The 23,988-nt window shown below is 66.3% G+C and carries 21 protein-coding genes; 5 read left to right on the plus strand and 16 right to left on the minus strand.

The genetic code is table 11. The annotated features are described in order from the left end of the window. Positions 1 to 218 precede the first annotated feature (218 nt). The 3 genes from AAFP30_RS28295 to AAFP30_RS28305 form a co-directional block, all read right to left on the minus strand. A complete protein-coding gene (locus tag AAFP30_RS28295) occupies positions 219 to 857 on the minus strand; it encodes a DUF4873 domain-containing protein (RefSeq protein WP_419233438.1) in 639 nt (212 codons plus the stop codon). A gap of 5 nt (positions 858 to 862) precedes the next feature. Beyond that, positions 863 to 1,753: an AurF N-oxygenase family protein gene (locus tag AAFP30_RS28300; protein ID WP_419233392.1), complete on the minus strand. Its 891-nt coding sequence runs from the start codon at positions 1,751 to 1,753 to the stop codon at positions 863 to 865. 537 nt (positions 1,754 to 2,290) lie between these two features. After that, complete coding sequence (locus AAFP30_RS28305; protein WP_419233393.1) at positions 2,291 to 2,494, minus strand: hypothetical protein; 204 nt, start codon at positions 2,492 to 2,494, stop codon at positions 2,291 to 2,293. Between the two features lie 19 nt (positions 2,495 to 2,513). On the opposite strand from AAFP30_RS28305, the gene AAFP30_RS28310 reads away from it, so the two are divergent. Further along, positions 2,514 to 3,434, plus strand: a complete 921-nt coding sequence (locus AAFP30_RS28310; protein WP_419233394.1) for an LCP family protein — start codon at positions 2,514 to 2,516, stop codon at positions 3,432 to 3,434. Here the strand turns inward: AAFP30_RS28310 and eccCa are convergent. Further along, the gene (gene eccCa / locus AAFP30_RS28315; protein WP_419233395.1) at positions 3,431 to 7,483 is read right to left on the minus strand and encodes a type VII secretion protein EccCa; all 4,053 of its coding nucleotides are present in this window, start codon (positions 7,481 to 7,483) and stop codon (positions 3,431 to 3,433) included. The genes AAFP30_RS28310 and eccCa overlap by 4 nt on opposite strands. Before the next feature lie 140 nt (positions 7,484 to 7,623). On the opposite strand from eccCa, the gene eccD reads away from it, so the two are divergent. Further along, positions 7,624 to 9,114: a type VII secretion integral membrane protein EccD gene (gene eccD / locus AAFP30_RS28320; protein ID WP_419233396.1), complete on the plus strand. Its 1,491-nt coding sequence runs from the start codon at positions 7,624 to 7,626 to the stop codon at positions 9,112 to 9,114. 11 nt (positions 9,115 to 9,125) lie between these two features. Further along, positions 9,126 to 10,502 (plus strand): type VII secretion-associated serine protease mycosin, encoded by a 1,377-nt coding sequence (gene mycP / locus AAFP30_RS28325; RefSeq protein ID WP_419233397.1) that lies wholly within the window; start codon positions 9,126 to 9,128, stop codon positions 10,500 to 10,502. Between the two features lie 168 nt (positions 10,503 to 10,670). On the opposite strand, the gene AAFP30_RS28330 is transcribed toward mycP, so the two are convergent. The 3 genes from AAFP30_RS28330 to eccB form a co-directional block, all read right to left on the minus strand. Next, positions 10,671 to 11,984: a hypothetical protein gene (locus tag AAFP30_RS28330; RefSeq protein WP_419233398.1), complete on the minus strand. Its 1,314-nt coding sequence runs from the start codon at positions 11,982 to 11,984 to the stop codon at positions 10,671 to 10,673. A 732-nt stretch (positions 11,985 to 12,716) separates the two neighbouring features. Further along, positions 12,717 to 13,199: an enoyl-CoA hydratase gene (locus tag AAFP30_RS28335; protein ID WP_419233399.1), complete on the minus strand. Its 483-nt coding sequence runs from the start codon at positions 13,197 to 13,199 to the stop codon at positions 12,717 to 12,719. A gap of 105 nt (positions 13,200 to 13,304) precedes the next feature. Further along, the gene (gene eccB, locus AAFP30_RS28340; RefSeq protein ID WP_419233400.1) at positions 13,305 to 14,795 is read right to left on the minus strand and encodes a type VII secretion protein EccB; all 1,491 of its coding nucleotides are present in this window, start codon (positions 14,793 to 14,795) and stop codon (positions 13,305 to 13,307) included. A 90-nt stretch (positions 14,796 to 14,885) separates the two neighbouring features. On the opposite strand from eccB, the gene eccE reads away from it, so the two are divergent. Beyond that, a complete protein-coding gene (gene eccE / locus AAFP30_RS28345; protein WP_419233401.1) occupies positions 14,886 to 16,586 on the plus strand; it encodes a type VII secretion protein EccE in 1,701 nt (566 codons plus the stop codon). A gap of 66 nt (positions 16,587 to 16,652) precedes the next feature. Here eccE and AAFP30_RS28350 read toward each other — a convergent pair whose 3' ends face one another. From AAFP30_RS28350 to AAFP30_RS28390, 9 genes are all read right to left on the minus strand, one after another. Then, complete coding sequence (locus AAFP30_RS28350; protein ID WP_419233402.1) at positions 16,653 to 16,949, minus strand: WXG100 family type VII secretion target; 297 nt, start codon at positions 16,947 to 16,949, stop codon at positions 16,653 to 16,655. Positions 16,950 to 16,990: 41 nt separating this feature from the next. Further along, positions 16,991 to 17,311, minus strand: coding sequence for a WXG100 family type VII secretion target (locus AAFP30_RS28355; RefSeq protein ID WP_419233403.1), 321 nt, complete (start codon positions 17,309 to 17,311; stop codon positions 16,991 to 16,993). Positions 17,312 to 17,383: 72 nt separating this feature from the next. Then, positions 17,384 to 18,196, minus strand: coding sequence for an ESX secretion-associated protein EspG (locus AAFP30_RS28360; protein ID WP_419233404.1), 813 nt, complete (start codon positions 18,194 to 18,196; stop codon positions 17,384 to 17,386). Then, positions 18,193 to 19,284 carry a PPE domain-containing protein gene (locus AAFP30_RS28365; protein WP_419233405.1) on the minus strand — a complete coding sequence of 364 codons (1,092 nt, stop codon included), beginning with the start codon at positions 19,282 to 19,284 and terminating at the stop codon, positions 18,193 to 18,195. Before AAFP30_RS28365 ends, AAFP30_RS28360 begins: the two co-directional genes overlap by 4 nt. A 52-nt stretch (positions 19,285 to 19,336) precedes the next feature. Continuing rightward, complete coding sequence (locus AAFP30_RS28370; protein ID WP_419233406.1) at positions 19,337 to 19,642, minus strand: PE family protein; 306 nt, start codon at positions 19,640 to 19,642, stop codon at positions 19,337 to 19,339. Between the two features lie 57 nt (positions 19,643 to 19,699). Beyond that, positions 19,700 to 21,055: a hypothetical protein gene (locus AAFP30_RS28375; protein ID WP_419233407.1), complete on the minus strand. Its 1,356-nt coding sequence runs from the start codon at positions 21,053 to 21,055 to the stop codon at positions 19,700 to 19,702. A gap of 20 nt (positions 21,056 to 21,075) precedes the next feature. Then, on the minus strand, positions 21,076 to 21,396 hold the full coding sequence (locus tag AAFP30_RS28380) for a hypothetical protein (RefSeq protein ID WP_419233408.1): 321 nt from the start codon (positions 21,394 to 21,396) through the stop codon (positions 21,076 to 21,078). Between the two features lie 182 nt (positions 21,397 to 21,578). Continuing rightward, positions 21,579 to 21,920 carry a YbaB/EbfC family nucleoid-associated protein gene (locus AAFP30_RS28385; RefSeq protein ID WP_419233409.1) on the minus strand — a complete coding sequence of 114 codons (342 nt, stop codon included), beginning with the start codon at positions 21,918 to 21,920 and terminating at the stop codon, positions 21,579 to 21,581. Beyond that, positions 21,917 to 22,231, minus strand: coding sequence for a hypothetical protein (locus tag AAFP30_RS28390; RefSeq protein ID WP_419233410.1), 315 nt, complete (start codon positions 22,229 to 22,231; stop codon positions 21,917 to 21,919). The genes AAFP30_RS28385 and AAFP30_RS28390 overlap by 4 nt, the downstream gene beginning before the upstream one ends. A gap of 360 nt (positions 22,232 to 22,591) precedes the next feature. On the opposite strand from AAFP30_RS28390, the gene AAFP30_RS28395 reads away from it, so the two are divergent. Continuing rightward, complete coding sequence (locus tag AAFP30_RS28395; protein ID WP_419233439.1) at positions 22,592 to 23,983, plus strand: AAA family ATPase; 1,392 nt, start codon at positions 22,592 to 22,594, stop codon at positions 23,981 to 23,983. Positions 23,984 to 23,988: the final 5 nt, after the last annotated feature.

Raw genomic sequence — 23,988 nt, forward strand, 5'->3', positions numbered from 1 at the left:
CGGGCGATCCGGAGAACTTGGAGCAGTTGCTACCGGGGTTGCGGCGGATTCGGTTCAAGGTGCCCGAGGCCCTTCGAGACGCTCGCTCGGCTGGCGCCTCGCGGGCTCCTCAGGGATCGGAGACACCACCGACTCGTTCGCAGAGTCGGGTGGCGGCCAAACATGTCCGCAGACAACAAGAACGCGAACGCAACCGCCGCAGGCGAGAACAGGAGGACTCAGACGACCAATGACTCCAACACATACGGCGGCGTACCCACGCCCACCACCCGCACATCGCCAGACGGCGTGATCTCGGTCAGCCGAGCATCCACCGCCGACTCACCGGCCACCGCCACGGACACCGCGGTGACCCGCGCTTCCTTCCACGAGCGCACCTCGGTGCCGAAAATTGTTCCGGACCAGTGGTATTGGCCGTCGAGCGGATCGAGATAGCCGGCGATCCTGGCGCGAGCCACCGTCTCGGTGTCGTCGGTGGAGAGGACGAGTGGGCCGTCGAAGACGTCGTCGTCGATGGACTCGGTGCCGATCCAGTCGTAGTCGTCGGGCTCGAATCTGCGTAAACGCTTGCGCAACTTTCGTGATGAGGCGATCGTCATCCACTGGCTCTGCACCGAACGTCGCACCACCATCGACGAGGCGCCGGAAGTCGCCAGGTGTTCGAGCACGGCCATCACATGATCGAGGGCACGCGGATCGTCAAGAAACAGTTCGCCGCGATGGTCGGCCGACGCCACACCCAGATAGTTGGGCACCGGCGGAGGTTGAATCCGCACCGCGACCCGCGGAATCGGCAAGGGCGTCTTGGCAATCCGTGCCCGCAATCGTTCGGCGAGCGGACCGTGGCCGTCGATCATCACAGTCACGGCAGGAACCCACCCCGCCGCCAGCCGTATCGCGACGCCCGCGACATCAGCCCGGCCTCCTCCAGAAAGGAGGCCAGCGAGGCGAATCCGCGAATCTGCACCTCGTGGAAGTGCGGATTCGCGCGGGCGGCACGGGCAGCCGCCCGGCCATCGAGTCCGGCCCGGCGGTACATCGCGGGATTGGTGAACAGTCGCCGGAACAGCACGCCGGCGACGGCGTGACCGTTGGACGCCACGAAGGTCTCCCACCGGCTTCGTGTCGGCTTGCGTCGCATGATGCCGTCCCGCGCAAACCCGATGTGGCGCGCTTCCTCGGCCACATGCACCTGCATCAGGCGCGAGACCAGGGGTTGCAACTGGGGATGGTCGAGCATCTCGCGCTGCAGGGCGTCGAAGATCTCCTCACCGACCAGCGCCGCCACCCACAGCAGACTCCCTCGCAGCGCGTACGGCAGCAGCGCCATACCCAGACGTTCGTCGAGTCGCATGCGGAACGGTCGCGCCCCCGACCATTCGATGGCGCGTCCGAACATCACCATGTGCCGGCACTCGTCACCCATCTCCGTCAGCGCGTAGTGGGTGGACGCGGCAGCCGGATCCGCGGTCATCAAGCGCGCCAGCAGAGTGCGATTGAGCAGGTTCTCGAACCAGATGCCCACCGACAGGATGTTCGCGAGCTCCTGTCGGGAGACCTCGATCCGCTGTTCCTCCGACAGTCCCGCCCAGATGTCGGTGCCCACCAGGCTCAGCACTGTCGGCGGCAGGAAGTAGTGGTCAGGCTTCGGTGGAGAGTCCCAATCGAGATCGACGACCGGTGCGTAGGACCGCTTGACCGATCCCTTGATGAGCCGGCGGGCAATCGCCTCGCGCTCGACGGTCATGCTCATGGCGAACCTCCCTGAGAGCGATATAGCTGTGACTTCCGACACTAGGCACACGCCAGAATCGTGTCAATACTCACTGTGACATTTTCGAATGGAGCCCAACGCAGCCGTCACAGGGGTCCGATTGCTGTCATTCAGTTGGGCCTCCCGCACATCCCACCTGCGTACATTGGTTGGGATGAACCAGCCAGAGCCGCCGATGATGCGACGGGGTGCTCCTCAGGGACCCGCACCTCGCCCAGGCGACCCCGGCGCCGGACCCAACCCGAACATCCGTAACCATCGCAATCCCGCGCCGCCTCCACCCGGAGCCCAACCCGGTGGCATGCCACCCCGCAATCCACCCCGGGGCAACCCGCCTGCCCGCAACCCGCCCCCGCGCAATCCGCCACCAGGCAGTCCACCCCCGCGCAATCCTTCACCGCCCCGCCAGGCCCAGCCGACCCGCAACCCGGCACCGTCCGACAATCGGCCGACGCAGCGGGTCGCGCCGGCAGATTCTCGCTACCAACCGCCCCTGGCCTGGTCGAACACTCCCGATCAGCAGGCCAACCGATCGAACGCCGGGTACGCCCCCACCCAGCGACCCGAACCGATCCCGGCTGCCCCCCGCCGATCGTCGCCGCCTCCGCCGCGACCACCGAAGCCGTCGGGTGGCTCATCCGGCACCCCGCCGCGCAAGCCGGGATCGAGTTCCCCGGCCCCGAGCAGCCCGAAGCCGCGACGTCGCCGCAAACTGCGCATCGGCCGGATCATCCTGACCGTGTTGCTGGTGTTCGTCGTCGGATCACTCGGCCTGCTCTTCTACTACGACTCCCAACTGCATCGCACCGACGCTCTCGCCGCCTACGCCGGCCGGCCGTCGAACACGCCGGGCACCAACTGGCTGATCGTCGGTACCGACTCCCGATCGGATCTGTCGGCCGAACAGAAAAAGGAACTGTCCACCGGCGACAGCGACGGATCCCGCACCGACACCATCATGATGGTGTCCAAGCCGCCGGGCGGAAAGGCGATGATCACCAGCATCCCGCGCGATCTGTACGTGCCGATCCCCGGCATGGGATCACATAAGGTCAACGCCGCGTTCAACTTCGGCGGGCCGCAGCTGCTGGTGCAGACCATCGAAGGATTCACCGGCGTCCACATCGACCATTACGCCGAGATCGGTTTCGGCGGATTCGACAGTGTCGTCGATGCGGTCGGCGGCGTGCGCATCTGCCTCGACCAACCACTTCGCGACCCCAAGGCGGGCCTCAACCTGCCCAAGGGCTGCCAGAATCTCAACGGGCAACAGGCGCTGGGTCTGGTCCGCACCCGCGCCTTCCCGAACGCCGACCTCGAGCGGGTCGTCAATCAGCGAAAGTTCCTGAGTGCGTTGATGTCCAAGGCGACCAGCCCATCGGTACTGGCCAACCCGTTCCGGGTGATCCCGTTCGTCAATGGCGCGGTCGACGCGGTCACCGTCGACGAGGGCGATCACCTCTGGAACCTGATGGGGCTCGCATGGACGTTGCGCGGCAACCCGATCACCACGACAACCCCCACCGGCGGTGACGAATACACCGACGACGGTGACGCCCTCATCCCCGACGACTCCACCACACAGTTCTTCGACCACATCAGCAAGGGCACGCCGGTGCCCGAGGACCTGCTGTCGAACGCGGGCGGCGCAATCGGTTAGAGCGGCGGCAACTCGCAGATCTGCACCATCTCGTGGCCACGTGCCCGCGAGATGAACTCGCCGCGGCCCGGCGGTAGTTTCTGCATCTTGGTGCGGCCCACGATGTTCCCCTCGTCGCGGTCGCCGCTCATCAGCAACAGGTCGCCCGAGAGGTCCTTGATCTTGCCCATCACCGGGTCGAACAGCGCACGGCTCGCACCACCGGAGCGGCGACAGACGACCAGCCGCAGGCCGATGTCCCGCGCCGACGGCAGCAGCTCACTCAACGCCGCCAACGGGTTTCCGCTCGATGCCGAGGCGACCATGTCGTAGTCGTCGACGAGGACGTGCACGTTCGGTCCCTCCCACCAGCTCTGGTCGCGTAGTTGCTGCTGGGTGAGGTCGGGACCGGGCAGACGACCGCTGAGCACCTGATGCAGCTGCTGCATCATCGGCCCGGCCGCCTGACCCGAGGTCGCGTAGCCGGCCAGATGATCGCCTTCGACGACGCCGAGCATAGTGCGGCGGTAGTCGATGAGCACGATCTTGTTGCGTGTCGGATCGCCTTGCTCCATCAGTCCCATGGCGACGTTGCGAAGGAGGGTCGTCTTTCCGGACTCGTTGTCGGCGAACGCGATCAGCAGCGGCTGGGAGTCGAAGTCGAGCACCAGCGGCGCGAGTTCGTTCTCGCCGAGTCCGACCGGGATCTGCGACGGCCCGAACCGCATCCCCATTTCCTGTGCCTGCGCATACATCTCGGCCCGCGACAGATGCAGACTCAGCTTGCGGATACGCCGTGCGGAACGACCCGGATAGACCTGGCGCACCTGATCCACCGACCAGGCGACGGCATCGGTGAGTGAATCGGGATCGCTGTCGCCGTCGAGTCGCGGCAGGCCGACGAGCAGATGCAGTGCCTCCGGGGAAATACCGCGGCCGGGACGGCCCTGCGGCACCAGCGCCGCGACCTTACGCGCCATGTCGGACTCCATCGGGTCACCGAGCCGCAGCTCCAAGCGCGATCCGATGAGATCCTTGACGGCCGGCCGGATTTCGCCCCACCGGGAGGCGGTGAGCACGACGTGGATGCCGTAGGTGAGGCCCTGGTTGATGAGCGTGGTGACGGTGCCCTCGAGCGGCTCGAAGTCGGTGCGGAACGCCGCCCAGTTGTCGATCACCAGGAAAACGTCGCCGAACCCGTCGGCGGCGACCGGATCACGATCGGCGCCGGCGACACCGGTGAGCAACGCGGACTTGCGCTTTCGGAAGTCCCGCATGCTCTCGATACCGATCTCCCGGAATCGCTCCTCGCGTTCGCGCAGCAGGGTCGCCAGTTCGGCAACCGTGCGACGCACCCCGTCGGCGTCCGAACGTGTTGCCACGACACCGACATGCGGTAGCTCCGAGAGACCCGACAACGTGCCGCCACCGAGGTCGAGGCAGTAGAACTGAACCTGCTCCGGGGTGTGGGTCGCGGCCGCGGACATGATCATCGTGCGCAGCGACGTCGACTTACCGGACTGCGGGCCGCCGACCACGGCGACGTTGCCCGCGGCACCACTGACGTCGAGCACCAGCAGGTCGCGACGCTGATCGTAGGGCCGATCCACGACGCCGATCTGGAATGCCAGATTGCCGAGCTGATTGGTACCTTCGCGCCAATCAGCCGACGGGACAAGCATGTCCACGGTCGGCGACTCGTTGAGCGGCGGCAGCCAGACCTCGTGGGCGGCGCGGCCGTGACCCGCCAGGCGAGACACCACGACGTCGAGAAGCGTCGGTCCGACAGCCGATTTCGTCGGGATCGGCGCTTCGAGTTCCTCGAGAGAGGGCAAACCGGATGGCAACGCCGGTGTGGCGGTACCGGGTTCGTCGTCCCAGTCGATCGGCACGCGCCCGGCGGTGAACATCTTCATCCGGCTCTGGCGGCCCTCGGCGATGGTCTCCGGCATGGAATCCGGTGTGGTGTAGGCCCCCGACACGTAGCAGCCGTTGAACCGGATGAGGTCGGCCGAATCGCATTTGAGGTAGCCGGAACCCGGGATGCTGGGCAGGTGGTAGGCGTCCGGTACACCGAGAACTGTGCGGGATTCGTTGGCGGAAAACGTCTTCAGGCCGATGCGGTAGGACAGGTGACTGTCCAGGCCACGGAGCTTGCCCTCTTCGAGTCGCTGCGAGGCGAGCAGCAGATGCATGTGCAGCGAGCGGCCGAGTCGGCCGATCGCGACGAACAGTTCCGCGAAATCCGGCTTCTGGGAGAGGAGTTCGGAGAACTCGTCGACGACGATGAACAACGCAGGCAGCGGGTCCAGAGGTTGTCCGGCCGCACGGGCACGTTCGTAGTCGCCGACGTTCGCGAAATTGCCGGAGGCGCGCAGCAATTCCTGCCGGCGGTTCATCTCACCCGCCAGCGCGTCCTTCATGCGGTCGACCATCGACAGTTCTTCTTCGAGGTTGGTGATGACCGCGGCGACGTGCGGTGCCGAATCCAACCCGAGAAACGTTGCGCCACCCTTGAAGTCGACCAGCACCAGGTTCAACGCATCCGGCGAATGCGTGGTGATCATCGAAAGTACAAGTGTCCGAAGAAATTCCGATTTTCCTGAGCCCGTTGCGCCAATACACAATCCATGGGGACCCATGCCGTTCTCGGCAGCTTCCTTGATGTCGAGCTCGACCGGAGTGCCGTTCTGCGACACACCGATCGGCACCCGCAGACGCTCGCGCGGGGTACGCGGCCGCCACACCACGTTCGGGTCGATCAAGTTGGCATCCGGGATCTTGAGCAACGCCATCAACCCGGGATCGACCGGAGAACTGTCACTTTCGAGGCTGACGATCTGCGCGGCCGTCGCGATGCGGTAGCGCGACATGGCGCGCGCGAACACCTCGGCGTCGGCGACCGAGATGGTGTCGATGTCGGCGAAGGTTTCGGGACCGTTGGCGCCGATCGCGGCGATGGTGCCGTCGTCGACCACCAACCGCAGCCCACGCCGCGCGGCCAGTCCGTCAGGGGCCGCGGTCAGATCCAGCACGGTCACACCGTCCATGCCGGCGTCGCTGATCAGCCGTTCGTCGCCGTTGACGTACCCGTCGTCGACGATGACCACGTAGTGCAGCCGCCCGGGTGTGGGCGGCGCGGTGCGGGAGAAGCGGCCGCGGTCGAGCAGATCGGGGGCGATGGCCTCTTCGAGTTCGGCGACCGACCCGTAGAGCATGCGTTCGGCACCGACCGCGTCCCGCTTGCTGGGGTGATGCAGTTGGGGCAACCACTTGGTCCACGACCACGATTCGGCCTCGGCGTCGGCACACACGATGCCGATGCGGAGGTGGTCGGGGCCGTGGAAGGCGCAGAGTTCCATGACCATGGACCGCACGAGGGCGCGGGTCTCCTGGCGGCGGCCGTCGATGCTGATGGCCGGGAAGCCGCGCAGCGAGACGGCAGTGGGCAGTCGGTGCACCACGGAGTAGGTGCGCACGAAGCGGCGCAGCGCCACGGTCGACACCGGTTCGAGGTCTTCGAGCGGGCCGGTTTCCGGTGGCATCAGCCGGGAGGCGAGACGCTGGTTGCCGACGCCGACGCGGACGTTGCCGAAGTCGTGGTCACCGGGTCGTCGTTCCCACATGCGGCGACTGCCGACCACGCCCTGCAGCGCCTTGGGTTCGGGGTGGCTCCACTCGAGGGCCTGCCGTTGCGCGTCGCCGGTCGCGTTGACGTCGTCGCGCAGTTGTGCGAGGTAGCGGAAGTAGTCCTTGCGTTCCTCGTTGAGCTCGGCGGCCTTCTTGCCGCCCGAACGCCCGCCGCCCATGAACATGCCCAGTGTCGACATGATCATGATCATCGGGAACATGAGCATCATCGGGTTGGTCAGCATCGACCGCCCGCCGACGGTGAACATCATCGCGATCATGCCGACGATGGCCAGGATCATGATGATCGGCAGCATCTTCATCAGGATGCTGCCGGGAATCACCCGCGGCACGTCCGGCGGCGGCTGAACCGCGACCTCGCCGCCCGGTGTGCGCGGCGGCGAGATTCTCGGCCGTCGCACAAAGCCCGTGGTCGCCATGGCCCCCTCCATATGCGTCTACGCCTGCACAGGTACCGCAGGTTGCGAGTTGGATGCTAGCCAGATCTTGACTAGATTGCCTAAACGACCGGGGATATCCAGGAATGGCCCGAGGGCAGTGAACTGGGGGAATAGCTGACATGACGATCGAGGACCCGCTCGCCGATCTCGATCAAGAGGCGGGGGCCGGCGAACCGGATCTGACGCGTATCTCGGTGTTGGGGGGCAACACCCAGGTCGATGTCGCGTTACCGTCGTCGCTGCCGGTCGCAGCGCTGCTACCGGACCTGGTCGCCCTGATCGAATCGCGGAATCCGCCGCGTCGCAACGACGACCCGTCCCGCGACGACAAGCGCGAACACTGGACGCTGAGCAGGGTCGGGCAGGACCCGATCGACTCGCACCGCACACTCAACGAGGCCGGCATCCTCGACGGCGACCTCCTGATCCTCAAATCCGTGGTCTCCCGAGAGACGCCGGCACTGTTCGACGACGTCATCGACGCTGTCGGTCGATTGAACGAATCTCGTTTCACCATGTGGACAGCACGGTCCGCGCGGATCATGGCCTACGTCGTCGCGCTGGTGACCAGCGTGGCCGCGGCGATCGTCCTCTGCACGTCCCGACTGCACGTCGACAGTTGGCTGCCGGGACTCGTCAGTGCGCTGCTGGGGATCGGTTTCGTGGCCGCCGCGGTGATCGTGGTGCGCTACTACAAGGACACTGGCACCGCGACCGTTCTGTCGGCGTGTGCGCAACCGCTCGTGTTCGCCGGAGCTCTGCTGCTCACCCCGCACGCCTTCGGTGCGCCGCATCTGACGTTCGCCTGCGCCGCGTCGCTACTCATGGCCGTCATCGTCTACCGCGTCACCGCGGTCGGCCCGATGCTGCACAGCGCCGTATTGTTCGCCTCGCTCGGCGGTCTCATCGCCGCCGGCGTGGTCGTGATCTTCGGTACCAGCACGGTGTCGGTGGGTGCCGGACTCGCCGCCGTCGCGGTGCTGTGCGTGCTGCTCGCCCCGCGGTTCACCATCGGGATGGCGCGGCTACCGCTGCCGCCGGTACCCACCTCCGGCGGCCCCATCGACCCGATCGACGCGGAGGTACGCCCGACCATCGAGGGCATCGGCGCGATCGGCGCCATGGCCCTGCCGTCGGCTGCCGCGCTCGAACGCCGCGCCTACACCGCCAACCAATATCTGACCGGCACCGTGCTGGGGATTGCGGTCCTCGCCGGGGTCGGGGCGCTCCTCGCCGCCGACCCGCTGCACGGATTCGACTGGCGGACCACCCTGCTCGCGGTGATCGTGGCGGTCGTGCTGGCGTTACGGGGTCGCGCCCACACCGATGTGGCACAGACCGCCGTGCTGGTGGCCGCCGGCGCCATCGTCTTCACCCTGCTGATGGCCGGACTCGCCGTCGGCGGTGGGACGTCGTGGATCTACATCGCGTTCGGCCTCATCCTCGCCCTGGGCATCCTGGCGCTGCTGACCGGAGTGGTCGCGCCGCAGCAGGAGTTCTCCCCGGTGATGAAGCGCACCGGCGAGATCCTCGAGTACACCCTCGTCGGGGTCATAGCACCGCTGGCGTTCTGGGTGATGGGCGTCTACAGCGCGGTCCGCAACCTCTGATGCGCGCCCGGATGCGGCTGCTCCAGGCCGGGGCGCTCGCCGGCGTGTGCGCTGCGATGTGGACGTCGGCCGGACCGGCGGCAGCCGTCACACCGCCCACCGCCTCCCCGTCGAACCTGGTGTTGCAGGTGCCCTCCGGCCCGCCGCAGCCGACCGAGCAGAAGGCCATCTGCGGACGTCCGTTCGCCTCGAGTAGCGCCGACGTCCGGGATCCGTCGCCCGCCCAGCAGTTGATGGAGGTGCAGGCCGCCTGGCGCTACAGCACCGGCAAGGGCGTCAAGGTCGCCGTCATCGACACCGGCGTGGAACCGTCGAAGCGGTTCAAGAGGATCACCGGCGGCGGCGACTTCGTCAGCAGCGGCAACGGCACCGACGACTGCGACGGCCATGGCACGATGGTCGCCGGAATCATTGCCGCACAGCCCAGTTCGAGTGATGGATTCGCCGGGGTCGCACCCGACGCGGAGATCATTGCGATCCGGCAGACCTCGTTGAGCTACGGCACCAAGGACAACAACAACTCGAACAATCCCGGCGACATGGCGTCGAGCAGCGTCGGCAGCGTGCAGACCCTCGCGTACGCGGTGGTGGCGGCCGTGCAGAAGGGCGCCGATGTCATCAACATCTCCGAAGTCGCCTGCGCGCCGGCCGGAACCGACATGCACGACAAGGCGCTCGGTGCTGCCCTGCAGTACGCGTATCGCCGGAACGTGGTGGTGGTCGCGGCCGCCGGCAACCTCGTCGAGCCGTGCAAGCCGCAGAATACCGGCGTCAATCCGGCCAATCCTGCTGCCCGAGGCTGGGATTCGCTCAACACGATCGTCAGCCCGAGCTGGTACGAGCAGTACGTGCTGACTGTCGGCGGCGTGCAATCGGCCACCGGTAGCCCCTGGCCCCTGAGCGTGAACGGACCGTGGGTCTCGGTCGCTGCGCCCGCCACCGAGATCGTCAGCGTCGGACTGCGAGGACAAGCCGTCAACCGCCAGGAAGGCGAGAACGGTGCGACGACGCTCGACGGCACCAGCTTCGCCAGCCCCTACGTCGCCGGCCTCGCCGCGCTGATCAAGGCCCGCTTCCCGGGTATCAGCGCGGCCGACGTGATCCGTCGGATCACCGCCACCGCGCACGGTGCCGGTTCCGGACGCAACCAGGTCATCGGCTATGGCGTCGCGGATCCCGTTGCCGCACTGAGCGACACCGTTGTCACGACGAGCACCGATCCAGGCGCCACCCGCGCGGTCGCCGCACCCGGCAGCCACCCACCGGACAACACCGCGCGAAACGTCGCGCTCGTCGGCACCGGATTGTGCCTGCTGACCGCGCTCATCTGGTGGGCCGTGTCCATCCCTCGTCGCCGATTGCGGCGGTTGGGTGAGGACGACTACTGAGAGTTGGCATCAACGTCACCAGACACGCACGCTACGACGATAATCGTCGTGACGCTCCGCTGTGGTGATGCTGATGCGGCCTGAGCCCTGATGGCCACCCCGGCAACAGAAATCGTCCCGCACCCTCGGACGGAGGTTGCGGGACGATTTGCTATGCGCGGTCGCTGATCAGCGAGCAGCCGGAGCGATCTCCTGCGGCCAGGAGATGTTGACGCCCGGCAGCACCTGCTTGATCTGCGGTGCATTCTGCTTGGTGTACCGCTTCGCGTTTTCTTTCTGCGCAGAACCGTTGGCGCCCATGGCCTGATACGGCGCATTCGCCTGCTCCGCCGACCAGCCGGTCTGGGCGGTGCCGACCTGAACGTTCACGTCGCCGCGCTGATTGACCACGTAGTCGACGCGCGGTAGACCAGCCTGCGCGGCCTTCTCGGCCGGGAGGTGCAGCTCGAACTGGTTGGCCTTCGGATTCGGCAGCGGCTTCGCCTCGGGCGCCTTCGGGGTGCCCGGCTTGTCGCCCTGTTTCCACGGCTCGACGGGATGCGCACCCGGGTCGCCCGCACCAAGCGTGTAAGCGGTTACGCCGCCGATGGTTCCGCCGATGACGGCGCCCGTGGCAGCACCGGCAGCGCCGGCTGCGGCAGCGCCCGCAGCTGCACCGCCGACGAGGCCGATGCCTGCGCCTGCAGCGGCACCGAGACCAATGATGGGACCATAGACTTCCGGCCCGGCAAGTGCAGATGCTGAGAATGTGACTGCGTTGTAGATGCCGCCCGCGATTGCTCCAACGCCGGTCCCGACCACCGCACCTGGCACGACGCCGAGCAAAGCAGCCGACGAGCCCACTGCCGCACCGGTCGTACCACCAAGCGCCACACCAATAATCGTTGCTGCAGCGCGACGCGACGCCTCGTCCTTGGGCACACCCACGGCGATCAGGTTCTGGGCGATCTTGGCTTCGCCGTACGCCGCCCATTCGTTGATCGAGGTGACGTCACGCTTCGACATGCCCTTCGGGATGTCGGTGATGTAGTTTCCGACGCGGATCTTCTCCGGCGGCGGCGCGATCGGACGCACCGGCGCGGTCGGCTTCGGCGCGGTCAACGGAGCTTCGGGGATTGGCGTGTAGGTGGTCTCATAGCTCGGACCGCTGTTGCCGCTGTAGGTGCTCTGCTCGACGTACGGCTGGTACGGGGCTTCCTGCGGAGGCGAGGGCAGCGTGCCCGGCCCGGGGTTGTAGTTGTAAGCGGGTTCCACCGGAGCGGGCTCCGGGGTCGGCGTCGTGCCGCCCTGCTCCAGAACCGGGGGCGCCTCCGAATCGGGGCTGGTGCCACCCTGTTGTGGCGCAGTGTCATTCGGGTTCGTCCCGCCCTGCTCGGGTGCGGCTTGCGCGAGGCCCGCGCCGGCTCCCATCGCAATCGAAGCCACCAGTGCCGCCGAGGTTACCCCCGTCAGCAGCGGCTTCCGCCTGCTCGAATGAGACATGTTGAAACACTTCCTTTCTCTGAGCCCCCGACAGAAGGCCGTGTGGTCAAGTAGTCATCCGCATGACTGGATCAAAGGGCGAGGAGTTGCAAGACCGTGCGCTTCACACGATTCACACCTAGAGCCCGAGGTACCCCGAGTCAGGGAACCACTGTGATGATGTCCGCACCGACGCTCGGTGCCGGCGCCCGATTGGGTAGCTGAACCGCCAGCACTCCGAGGCTGATCGGCCCCGATCCTGTGGTGACTTCTCGCACAACCTTTTCGCCGGGCCGTGAGCCGAAAGTCACCGGAAAGTAACTGATCTTGTAGCCGATAGCGCCAATCACGCCGATCCGGGCCAAGAACCGGCAGTGCGGGTCCCGCATCCACCCGGGCCCGTTGCCCGCGAACCCAAACGAGGTCAGCGTGATTCGAACAACCCCACGCTTCCCTTTAGGCGCGACAACTCCAATGTTGAACGCTCCATGACAAGAAGCGTGGTCACCCACAGTGCCTAAGTTCTCGCTGTACAAAGTCACCCGCGGCAACTGCGGCTCGGCGCTGGCACTCCCCGCACCAAACCCAAACCACGCCATCGCGCCAACAAGCACGACCACAAAGAAAGTTCCGACCCTACGCATCATCGCCCCCCGATGAGTTATTAAAGCAAACAACCAATTAAGAATAGTGCATAAACTCACACTTCGCGAAATCGAGCAACTCGAGTGTGATCAGTTCCACCGCTTGCCGTCAGGGCACTACGGTGATGATGGACGTGCCATAACTCTGGAGCGCTGCAACGTTGTTGGACGAGACCGACCCGACGCCAATATGAGCTGGGCCAGAACCGGTATAGACGTCGCGAACAACGCGCTGTCCGGGACGAGGTCCAAACGAAACCGGAACGTAGAAGTACTTGCCAAGTCCACTCGAAGCGTTATAGCTGACCTGAACCTTGAACCGACAGTGCGGATCCCGCGCCCAGGCCGAACCTGATCCCGTGAACCCGAAGGAGGTCAGGGTCAGTCGCACCGTCCCACGTTTCCCTTTCGGCGCCACCAGCCCGATGTTGTATGCCCCGTGGCAGAAAGCGTGATCACCAAACGATCCCAGATTCTCGCTGTACAGCATCACCCGCGGCAATTGCGGCTCGGCGGCGGCACTGCCGGCGCCCATCCACGCCATGCTGCCAACAACGAATGCCCCAAAGAGCGCCCCGAACTTACGCATCATCGTCCCCCGATGAGATATGTGAACACCTACCGCGTTGAGGGTAGATCGCACCAGTGATGTCAGCGAAATCGTGACGGTGCGCGAGTCTCGCCGCACCGCCGATTTCTACCCGCCCGAACCCGACTGCGCCGAATCGCCCGACGCCACATCCTGCCCCTCAGCACTCATCGAATCCCGTTCCACCAACGCGTCATGCTGGGAAAGTCGCGGGCCGGGCGGCAACAATCCGACGATGGGCCACGGCGCAACCTGTGGCTTGTCACCCAGTCCGAGCGCCTTGCCGGCGGCGTCGTCGGCCACTTCGAAGCTGACACCTGCGTCATTCACGTAAATGAGAGACTCCCGCCGCGGCGAGTCCGGGTCGCTGCCGGTGGTCGCGACGTAGGCGCCGGTGCTCGGGGGGACATAGGCCGCGTCGAGCCCGGGGCCCGAGCCGTCGCTACTGGCCAGCGCGACAGGCTCTTTGCCCTCGTCGAGGGGGAGTCCGGTGCCGGCAAGAACCCGCAGTGTGGCGGTCGCATTGTCGGTGTTGGCGCGATCCCAGGCGAGGCATCCGACGGGCGCCTGCTCCTGGCCGACGATGGTCGGCGCGGTCGCCGGGAAGTCGTCGAGCGGCAGGTCATGGCTCTGTGTGGCGTTGGTGATGGCCGCCGGGGCAACGGTCTTGACCTGTCCACCGGCGGCAGTGTCGGAGTAGCGGATGACGTCGGCGGCCGCCTGTCCGATGCGCTGGATGCCGTCCTCGAGCACCACATACAGGGTCGGTGCCGAGTTGCCGACACCGGAGACCTGCACGACGGTGCCGACCGACCCGAGACCGGTCGTCGACGACTTGCCCCGATCCGGGATGTCGGGAGTGGCCAGTTCGTCGGCATCGGGAAATGCGTTCAGCATGCTCGCACTGACCGGTCGCGGCGAGACACCGTCGAGTCCGAAGGCTCGCTGCACGGCCGGGTCGTCGGTGTCGACGAGGTAGCGCTTGCCGTCAGTGAGCAAGTAGGTCTTGCCACCGCTCTGCACCAGCAACCCCTCCTTGGCCGACAGTGCGTGTGCGGCTCCAGAGTTCTCGGGTGCGCTGGCCAGCACGGTGGTGCTGACGCCGCCGCCCATCGAACCCGAGCCGGTGGGCACCAGGACGGTGTCGCAGACGGTCCAGTAAGAGTGGTCCGGATCGGCTGGGCCCGGAAGGGTTTGTGGCGCACCGGGAATGCCGACGAGCGGTCCGCGCTTGTAGCCGGCCAGCTTGGATTCCGACACCGACTTCGGCTTCTCCGGACTGCCGATGATCAGTCGCGCCGACGCGAGATTCAGTACCGGGTGCAGTGTGTCGTCGATCATCACGAACAGGCCGCCGGATTCTTTGCTGACGATGACCTTGCTGTCCCCAACCGAGCCGGCCGGCTTGATCAGTCCGTAGACGGCACAGGCACCGGTCACCAGAAGAGCAAGACCCAGTCCGACGGCCACCGCCCGGAAATGCGATCGCATCGGATCGTGCAGCATGCGGACATCGCGGCGCATGAGTGCGTGTTCGAGGCGACGGAGCAGGAAACGATACCCGTTGACCTGCTGTCGCGTCGTCAACTGTGCGGGCATGCACCCTCCCTGATTCCCCCGGTATCCGTCGTGCAGGGTACCGTACAAGGGCTTGGCGCTGGTAAACGAGCACGGGGGAGGCTGCGCGAGGTGTTCGATCAAACGACGTTTCGCGTCCACACGGCCGACTCGTTCTGGGCCAAACGCTGGTTGCCGACATCGGTGCTGTTGATCGCCGAGGCGATCGTCATGGTGGTGACGATCGTCGCCGCGATCGTCGGTCTGCCCTGGTGGATCGGGGTGATCGTGGGTGTCGTGCTGGCGATACCGGTGTTCCTGCGCCCCGGCGGTACCTCGGTCGCCCGCACGTTGTCCGACCGGTTGGGTTTTCTCGGACGACGCAGTCGCACACCCGATTTCTGGTACGAGGCACCCTTCGACGTGCCGCTCGCCGAGGGCGGCAGTTGCGGTATGCGTTGGGACGGTGACCGTGTCATCACCATGGTGCGCATCGAGTCCAATCCCCGTGCCCTGACCCGATTCGCGCCCGGCCGCATCATCACCGACGACGTGGTGCCGCTCGACCTGATCGCCGAATGCCTGCACCAGTTCGACATCCAACTCGAATCCGCCGACATCGTCAGCCACGGTTCCCGCGCCTACGGCGACGGCCCTATCGCCCGGATCTACGGCAGCATCCTCGGGCCGTTGCCCGCCACCGCATTTCGCACCGTGACCGTGGTCCTACGGATGAACCCGCTCGACAACGCAGACGCCGTCGAGCGTCGAGGCGGCGGCTCGACGGGTGTCCTCAAGACCGCGCTGGTGGCGACCCGACGGGTCGCGAACAAGCTGTCCGGCAAGGGACATGACGCGACCATCCTCACCGCCGCCGAGATCAACGCGGTGTTCTCCTCACTGCTCGAAGGAGCGTCGCCGGATTCGCTGACCGAGGCGTGGGATCACGTCCAACTCGGTGCCCTGTCCAACCAGTCGTTCCATCTCGACCAGGAGGCGCTCTCCGAACCGGGTCTGGGTGCGGCGTGGACGGTCCCGAGCTTGAGTACCGTTCTGGCACTCCATCTCGAGCCCGCCGACGACAACGAGGTGCGCCTGTCGGCGATCGCACGCTTCAGCTCGACGAGCCCCGAGCCGATGCCCGTGCCCGCCGGCTTCCATCCGTGTACCGGGCATCAGCGCGACGCCTTCGTCGCATGCCTACCGCTGGCCGACCCCTTCTCTGACCGCAGTTCGATGGAGTATCTGACGACGTTGGATTCGCTTGCTGCGCTGGATCTCCCCGCTGCCGGCTGTGGCCAACTCGTCGGCGCGGACCCGGAAGGTCGCGCGGTCGCGCTGTCCTTGGTGGGCTCAGCGGTCCGCACCGTGGAGGTCGCGGGCACGCTCAACCTGTGCCAGCAGGTGGTGCTGCGCGCGATTGCGCTCGGCGCGAGAGTCATGGTGAGCACCGATCGTCCGGCGCATTGGATGCCGATGGCGCACGCCGTCGGCGATCCGCGCACGCTTGCGGTGGCCGGTGCCGCCGCCGGCACGCAGGTAGCCGGCCAGCGGCAGGGTTACTCGGTACTCGTATTCGACGGTGTGCCACCGGAATCGATCAACGCGGAGGTCACCATCATCACGGTGACCGCCAGTGGCGTGGTCGCCGATCCGACCGCGGACGTCGCACTCATGCAAAGCGCCGACGCCGGGCCGTGGGTGACCGTGCGTAGCGGCGGTGTCACCGATCAGGTGATCATGGTCGCCACCGACGACGAAATGCGGTACATCGGGGCGTCACTCAACGCGCCGGACCGTCGACCTCGCCGTCGCACGCACGCTCGACACTGACCAATAGTCTCCACAAATGACTGTGCCCGCACCGTTTTTCGGTGCGGGCACAGTTGGTATGCGATCCTAGCCGGCATTGTGCACGGCGGCAGCGTTCTTCGCGTCGGTCTGAGCCATGTGCTGGCCACCCTCACGCACCGCGTTGGCGATCCGGTGCAGGATGTCCTGGGTGTCGCTCATCTCCGAGCGCCACGACGCCATCTTCGCGTCGTAGGCCTCCTGGGCGCCACCGGTGAAGGTGTTGCTCAGCTGCTTGACAGCCGAATCCAGGGTCTCGGTCTGGCTGATGAGGTTGCGGCCGTTCTGCTCCAGTGCGGAAGCCAGGCCCTCGATCGCGCCGAAGTTGTACAGCATCGAACTCATGATCGTTCCTTTCGTCTATGAAGTAGTGGTGATGTGCCGGATCAGAGGTTGAGTCCGCCGGCGTGAATACCCTTGAAGCTCTGCGCGATGCTCTCGTTCGCGGTATCCGAACCCTTGAACACGGTGCCGCCCAGCGTTTCCGCCAGGTCGTTGAGCTTCTGGTTGAGACGCGTCGCCTCGGCATCCCACTCGACCGAAGTGTTCTGGAAGGCGTCGAACGCGCCACCCTTCCACGACGAACGGGCGGTGTCGACCTCATTGCTGATGGTCTTCAGAGTGTTGCGCAACGAGTCGATGATCTCGTTGACGGTGTCTGTGTGCTTGAATCCAGCATCGAGATCGAGCTCGAAATTGTTGGACATGTGGTCACCTCATTCTCTCTTGTTGATGTCGGTCACCGGATCGGTGTCCGATGTTCCTCCCCCGCCCCACGGTCATGGCATCCACTGCCCACTCGGCAAGGTTTCCACCAGCAGGCCGATGGCCTGCTTGATGCGATGTCCCGAACCAGCGGACAGTGTCGTCCACATCTGACCGTCCGGTGACACGCTGGGACTGCCGACCACGCGACCGCGGACGGTCTCGTAGACAACGACAGCTCCAGACGACTGTTGGGTACGGCCCTCCCAGGATTCGACGGCCACGATCTCCGTGTAGCCGTGGCAATCGGCAAGGGCAGTACCAAGTTTCATTGCTTCGCGCTCGTCGGCACCGAGCGCGTACAGCGCATCGGTGTACCCGGCGGGAGTGGTCGCCTCATCGAGTCGACGCACGACGTCACCGGTGGGCGCACTGATGGATCCCACGTCGGCGGCAGTGGCGTCACCCAGACAGGCGATGATCCGTTGGGCTGCGGTCTGCACGCCGTCGACCGCCACCGTCTCGATGGTGATGGAGTCGCCGAATCGCAGGGCCAGCACGTGGTCGCGGCCACGGCGCGCCAACGCCACGCGGCGCACGCCGTCGGTGCCGAAAATCCGTGCTTGCAAACCACATTCGCTGCGGGTGAGAACCTGCAGTGCGAGGTGCAGTCCGTCGTCGACGCCTTCGGGCCCCAGGAGGCCGGCGCCGCGCAGTTCGTCCTCCGCGCGGCGCATTCCGTCCTGGTAGGCCTCGATGGTGTCGTAGGCCAGGGACATGTTCAGCACGCTGGGCCAGATCTGCACGTCGATCAGTTCACCCACCCGCCACAACGCGTCTGCGGACACCGTGACCCGGGTGTCAGACGTGGTGTCCCACATCATCATGGCCCACCTCCGTCGGGTGCACCGAGCACCGCGGGGGCGACCGTGTTGCCGAGGTTCAAAACCCCTTCGGGCAGTGTCGGTTTGGGCGTCTCGTACCGGTTGGCGATGTCGGACCAGGTGACGGCGGAGTCGTGCTGATCGGCCTGCACCCATCCGGCGGGCAGGTTCACCTCGGACGCCGTCGCACCGGTGGCCGCAGCGGTGACACCGTAGCTTTCTGCGTGGTGCACGTCCTCGTCGCGATTGCCCTGTGCCGCAGCCGCACTCATCGGCGCCATGGGCATCGCCGACCGAGTGGGCTCGGCTGACATGCCGGTACCGGACTGGGCGGCCGCCGGCGCGGGCGACACCTCGGCAGCCAGATCGACCGCGGTGTACTTGGTCTTCTCCCGCTGATAGGAGCCGGCTGCGACGCCACCGCGGATGCCACCGATGGCCGGTGCCGCAGCGAGGCCCGCATGAATTCCGGAAGGTACTGCAGCCTTGGCGTTTTCGGCCGCTTCGCGCGCCGCAGCCACCTCAGCGTTCAACGCGTCGGCCGCGACGATCTTGGGCGGATTGGGCTGCTGCCACGGCGCGGACACCTGCGTGGTGGCGCGCTCGTAGCTCTCCATGACGCGTGAGGCGCGTTGCTTCTGATCCTGATGCGCCCGTTCGGTATCCGCGGCCACCGCGTGCAGCGGTGAGCCGGCCGCCATATGCACGTGGGACAACGCATCCTGGATCGCCTCGGTCGCCGCGATCTCCACCGGATTGGGCATCGCGGTCAGTGCGACGGTGGTGGCCACCGCCTGCTCCTCCGCCTTGCCCGCGGTGAAAGCGGCATGACTCGCGGCGTCGGCGAACCACGGCACCATTTGGGTGAGTTTGGTGAAGGCATGGTTGTACGACGACGATTCCCAATGCAGGCCGAGGTCGGCCAGGATCTTTCCGTACTCCACTCCGATGTCGACGAGTTCGGCGCCGAGTTTGGCCCAGGCAGCACCGCTTTCGGCCAGATGCACCGGACCGAGCCCGTCGTGCAGGTCGTGCGCGAGCCGATCGGCCGGCCGCGCCTCCCAGATCACTCCGGTGAATCCAACGATCATGGCTTCATCCCCAACGATGTATCAGTAGAACGGTGTGTCGACGTAACCGGCCTCAGGAGAGGAAGGTCTGCATATTCGAGTCTTCGGCACGCCCAAAGCTGTTGGCCTGCAGGCGCAGTACGGCGGCGATCTTTCGCAGTTCGAGGGCGGAGTTGTCGCCGTCGGAGGCGAACTCGTCGGCGACCTTGTTGAAGCTCGATGCCGCGCGCACCGACACCTCGTCCGAGCCGGCCGCAGGCACCTTCAGACCCGGTACCTGCGCGGTCAGCGTCTTGTCCAGCCGATCCGCGAGTGCGTCGAGTTTGGCTGCCGCCGAGTGCAATTGCTGCGGATCGACGGAAAGTTGGTTGTCGCTCATTTCGGTGTCCCTCCCTGGTTGTGTACGTGGTGCAGTTTGTGAAGCGGTGCCGTCGGCCTAGAGCCGCAGATCGATATCCGGCGACTCGACCTCGGTCTCGTGTTCACCACCGAGAACCGCGGGCGCCGCCTTCGGCATGTCGCCGACCACCTCTGACCCGTGTTCGGCGGTGACGAGGAAGTCCGGTGAGCCGTGCCCGTCGTCGCTTCCGGCACCGCGTGCGGCGCCGGCCGCGCCCGCCGCACCGGCGCCCATCGGCATCATGCCGCCGTTGGACGAAGTTGTGGTGGAAGCGATCCCGGATGCGCGTGCGCCCGGTGTAGTCGGTGCCGCGGCTTCTCCCACCGCCGCAGTGCTGAGATTCGGCACGCCGGGGCGGGCGGACAGCGGTGTGGCGATCCCGCCGACACCACCAACTCCGCCGCCGCCACCGCCGGCCTTCTTCGCTCCGGCGCCGCCGGCTCCGCCACCGCCGCCCAGGGCGCCGCCACCGTGGGCAAGGGAGGCAGGCGTTGTACCCTTGCCGTCCTTCTTGTCTTTGGCCCCGGTGGTTTTCACCGCCGCGGAGGTGAGTTGCTTGGTCATGGAGCCCATTAACTGCGACCCTGTGCTGCTGAAGCTGGACAGCGGCTGTCCCACGCTCTCGAGCACGGTCGCGGCGATGCCGAACGGCGACGGGCTGTTCGGCGCGCCGGTGATGGGGATCTGGGTCCCGTTGGCGAGCTGCTGGGCCGTTTGCGGCGCGAGAGCCGATTTCGTGCCGGTGATGACCGCGATCGCACTGTTCAACGCCTTGATCGCGGCGGCGATGAGCAGGGGCGGACAAGTCGGTCCGGTTGCCAATGCGGCGGCGGCCTCGGCGGAGAACTCGGCGAGCACCGCATCCATCGAGGCTCGCCCGGTGGCAACGGTGCCCGCACCGTTGGTTGTGTTGACGGCGACATCGGACGACTTGGTGCTGACGGCTGCGGCGTCGGTGGCGGCCGAGGCCGACTTGCCGGCGTTGGCGGTGGCCGCGTTACCCTTCCAGACGGCGTCCGCTGCTTTGAGCGCACCGCTGGACAGCCCGATGGTGCTCTGCATCATTGTCGAGAGTCCGGTGAAGATCATGGTCGGATCAAAACCGCTGTCGCCCAGGTTGCCTGAGCCGATCGACTGGGACAGATCGGTCACCGGTTTGAAGAGATCGTCGATGTTGATAGCCGGAAACGGTGGCAGGCCGGGCATCGCCGGGACCGGCGGCGGCGCCACCGGCAATGGCGGCAGTCCGAGATCGGCGAGCACCTTGCTGACCGGCGTGTTCAGAATCGGCCCGAGCGGACTGTGATTGACCATCTCGATCAAGGACTGGTCGATGGGTGCCGGCACCAGTGAGTTGGTGCTCTCGAACGGCGTTTTGCCCGAGTGCGTCATGGGAAGATGCGACCCCGCCGTCAGAGGTTCAGCGCCGCGATGCCGTTGAGGGACTCCGCGTGGCTGGTATCCGTGGCGGTGTAGGCGGCCGCAGACCCGAAGGCGGCGGCGGCCTGGCCTGCATGCACCGCCGCAAGTTGGCCGGTTTCAAAGAGATTCGTGGTCATCGCGACGATGGTGGCGGCCACGTGCTCGGCCCCGAGGAGCCCGAAGGTCGGCGTCAGGATTCCGGCAATCGCCGCGACATCGACAAGTCCGGCGCTGGCGATCTCGGCCGCGATGGCGGCCTCGGCATCCCCGTACGCCGAAATCCCCAGTGGATCTGCTAGCACATCACTCACGACTGTCCCCCAATCCCCGTTTTGTCCGTCGCGTGGACCACCGTATCGCACCTTCGATAGTGCGTGCTTACCCTGTGGGTCGCGTGACCGACACGCGTCATCTGAACGATCGACAGACGCTGTGAATGCTCCCCGACATTGCTGTAGCGAATCCGTAGTTTACGCTATCGAGTGACGTGGGTCTACTCGGTCGACGCGCTACCTGCAGCCTCTGGGGGCGCAACGAGATCCGCGAACTCCGCGTTGAACTCTTCGATGATCTGCGCCCGCGAGGCAAATGCTTTCTGGCAGGCCACGTTTGCGGTGGCAACGACCAATTGTTCGAGCTGCTTGCCCGTCAGCATGGAGATGCGATCGGAGAACTCGAGGTCGATCAGCGCACCATTGCCGTCGACGACGGCGAGTACTTCACCGTCGGGCGAGCGTTCGCTGACCCGCACACTCGCCATGCGCTCACTCACGGAGTTGAGGCTGTCCAGCTGGCGTCGCGCCCGCGCCTCCAATTCGTCCATGGCCCAGCTCATACCGACCTCATCCAGCTCGACGTGTCGTAGCCGTCTTCCCATTCGGTGACGATCTCTTCGCGCGCCACGTCCTCGGGTTTGGGCAGGTTGAACAGTTCGATGACGTGCGCCGGATAGCCTTCTTCGACCATCTGTGCGCGCCGTTCGAGACCCGCCCGCTGCGCGGCCTGACGGCACAGCCGCAGCACATCCTTCGCGAGTGCCCGTGGATCCCGGCGCAATTGCGCGTTGTCGATGGTGAGCGCGGTGGGTAGGCCCTGTTCGGTGGTCACCACCCGCAACGCACCGTCCCTGCTGGCTGCGGTCGTCATCGTTCCCCCTGTTGTCGTGCTCCCGATGGTCGCATAACGCCTGCGGCGAATCCATTCCCGTGAATGACGATTCCGCTATGGGCAACCCTCGGCCCTATAGTGGGGGGTTGGACCTGGGGTGTCGATATGGGGGATGCGAGGACAATCGTGACGTTTGACAATAGCCGGATGCCTGCGGTGCCACCGTGGCTGGCCGGTGGCGGGGCAAACGTACCACCGCCACCGCCGCTCACCGACGACCGAGATTTCGATGACGACTACGCGGACGGCTCATCGTACGACGCGCCTTCTCAGCAGCCCTCGGTCGACACGCCGCGACCGCCGCTGCGGGTGGTGACCGACGAGCCGTCAGCGTCGGCCATGTCGCAGCCACCCATTTCGCAGCCACCCATGCCGCAGGCACCCGTGGCACCGCCCCAGGCACCTCTGGAACCGCAGTCACCCATGCCCCAGGCACCGATGGCTCCGCAGGGGCAACCCCCGGTGCCCCAGTTCCCGATGCCGCAACAACCGATGCCCCAGCCACCGATGCCGCAGCCGCCGATCCCCCAGGAACCCAGGCCGCAGCAGCCCCTGGCACCCCAGCCGATGCCGCGGTCGGCCCAGCCTGCGCCACCGGCAGCACCGGACCGGCACTTGCGCCCACCTGCCGGCCCTCCCGCCGGACGGCCGGACGGCCCACCACCGCAACAGCAGCAGTTCCACCCACCGCAGCAACACGCACCGGCACCGCACTACGCACCGCAGGGTTTCGGCGCACCGGGTTTCGGTGGCCCGGGCCATGCGGGACCGGGCTACGGAGCCGGGAACTCCGGTGACGGACTGGAATCCGCGGCGCTGCTCCGTAAAGCACGGCGTGCGCCCCGCTCCGGCTGGCGGCGCACCGTGCACCGGATCACCGGCGGCATGGTGAATCCCGGTGAATCGCAACAGACCGTCTACTACGACCATCTCGTCCGCCAGGTGAATGCGCCGGTACGCGGTGACTTCCGGATCGCGGTGCTGTCCCTCAAGGGCGGCGTCGGAAAGACCACCACCACAGTGGGCCTCGGCTCCACCTTCGCCAACCTGCGGGGCGATCGGGTCATCGCGGTCGACGCGAACCCCGACCTGGGCACGCTCTCGCAGCGGGTTCGATTGCAGACCGCGTCCACCGTCCGCGACGTGTTACTCGACGATTCGATCTTCCGCTACTCCGATATCCGACGGCACACCTCGCAGTCCAGCAGTCGCCTGGAAGTGCTTGCATCCGAGCGTGATCCGGCCACCGCCGAGACCTTCAACGAGCAGGACTACCGCAGTGTCATGCGCGTCCTGCAGCGGTACTACAACATCATCCTCACCGACTGCGGGACCGGGCTGTCGCATTCGGCGATGAACGGCGTCCTCGACCTCGCGCAGGCGCTGATCCTGGTGTCGACGCCTGCGCTCGACGGCGCGCGCAGCGCGAGCGCCACCCTGGACTGGCTCGAGGCCCACGGCTACGGACATCTCGTGTCGCGCGCGGTGGTGGTGCTCAGCGGACCCCGCAAGGATTCCACCAAGATCGACGTCGATCGTCTGGCGCAGCACTTCCTGGCACGCACCCGGGCCGTACAGATCATCCCGTACGATGACCACCTCGCCGAAGGCGCCGAAGTCGACCTGTCCCTGCTGGACAAGACGACCCGACGATCTTTCGTCGAACTGGCCGCCACGGTGGCCGAGGACTTCGCGGTTGCCGAATCCACGCCCGAACAGCACTACCAGTAGTAAGG

The organism is Gordonia sp. CPCC 205515 (genome assembly GCF_048537925.1).
GTDB lineage: Bacteria > Actinomycetota > Actinomycetes > Mycobacteriales > Mycobacteriaceae > Gordonia.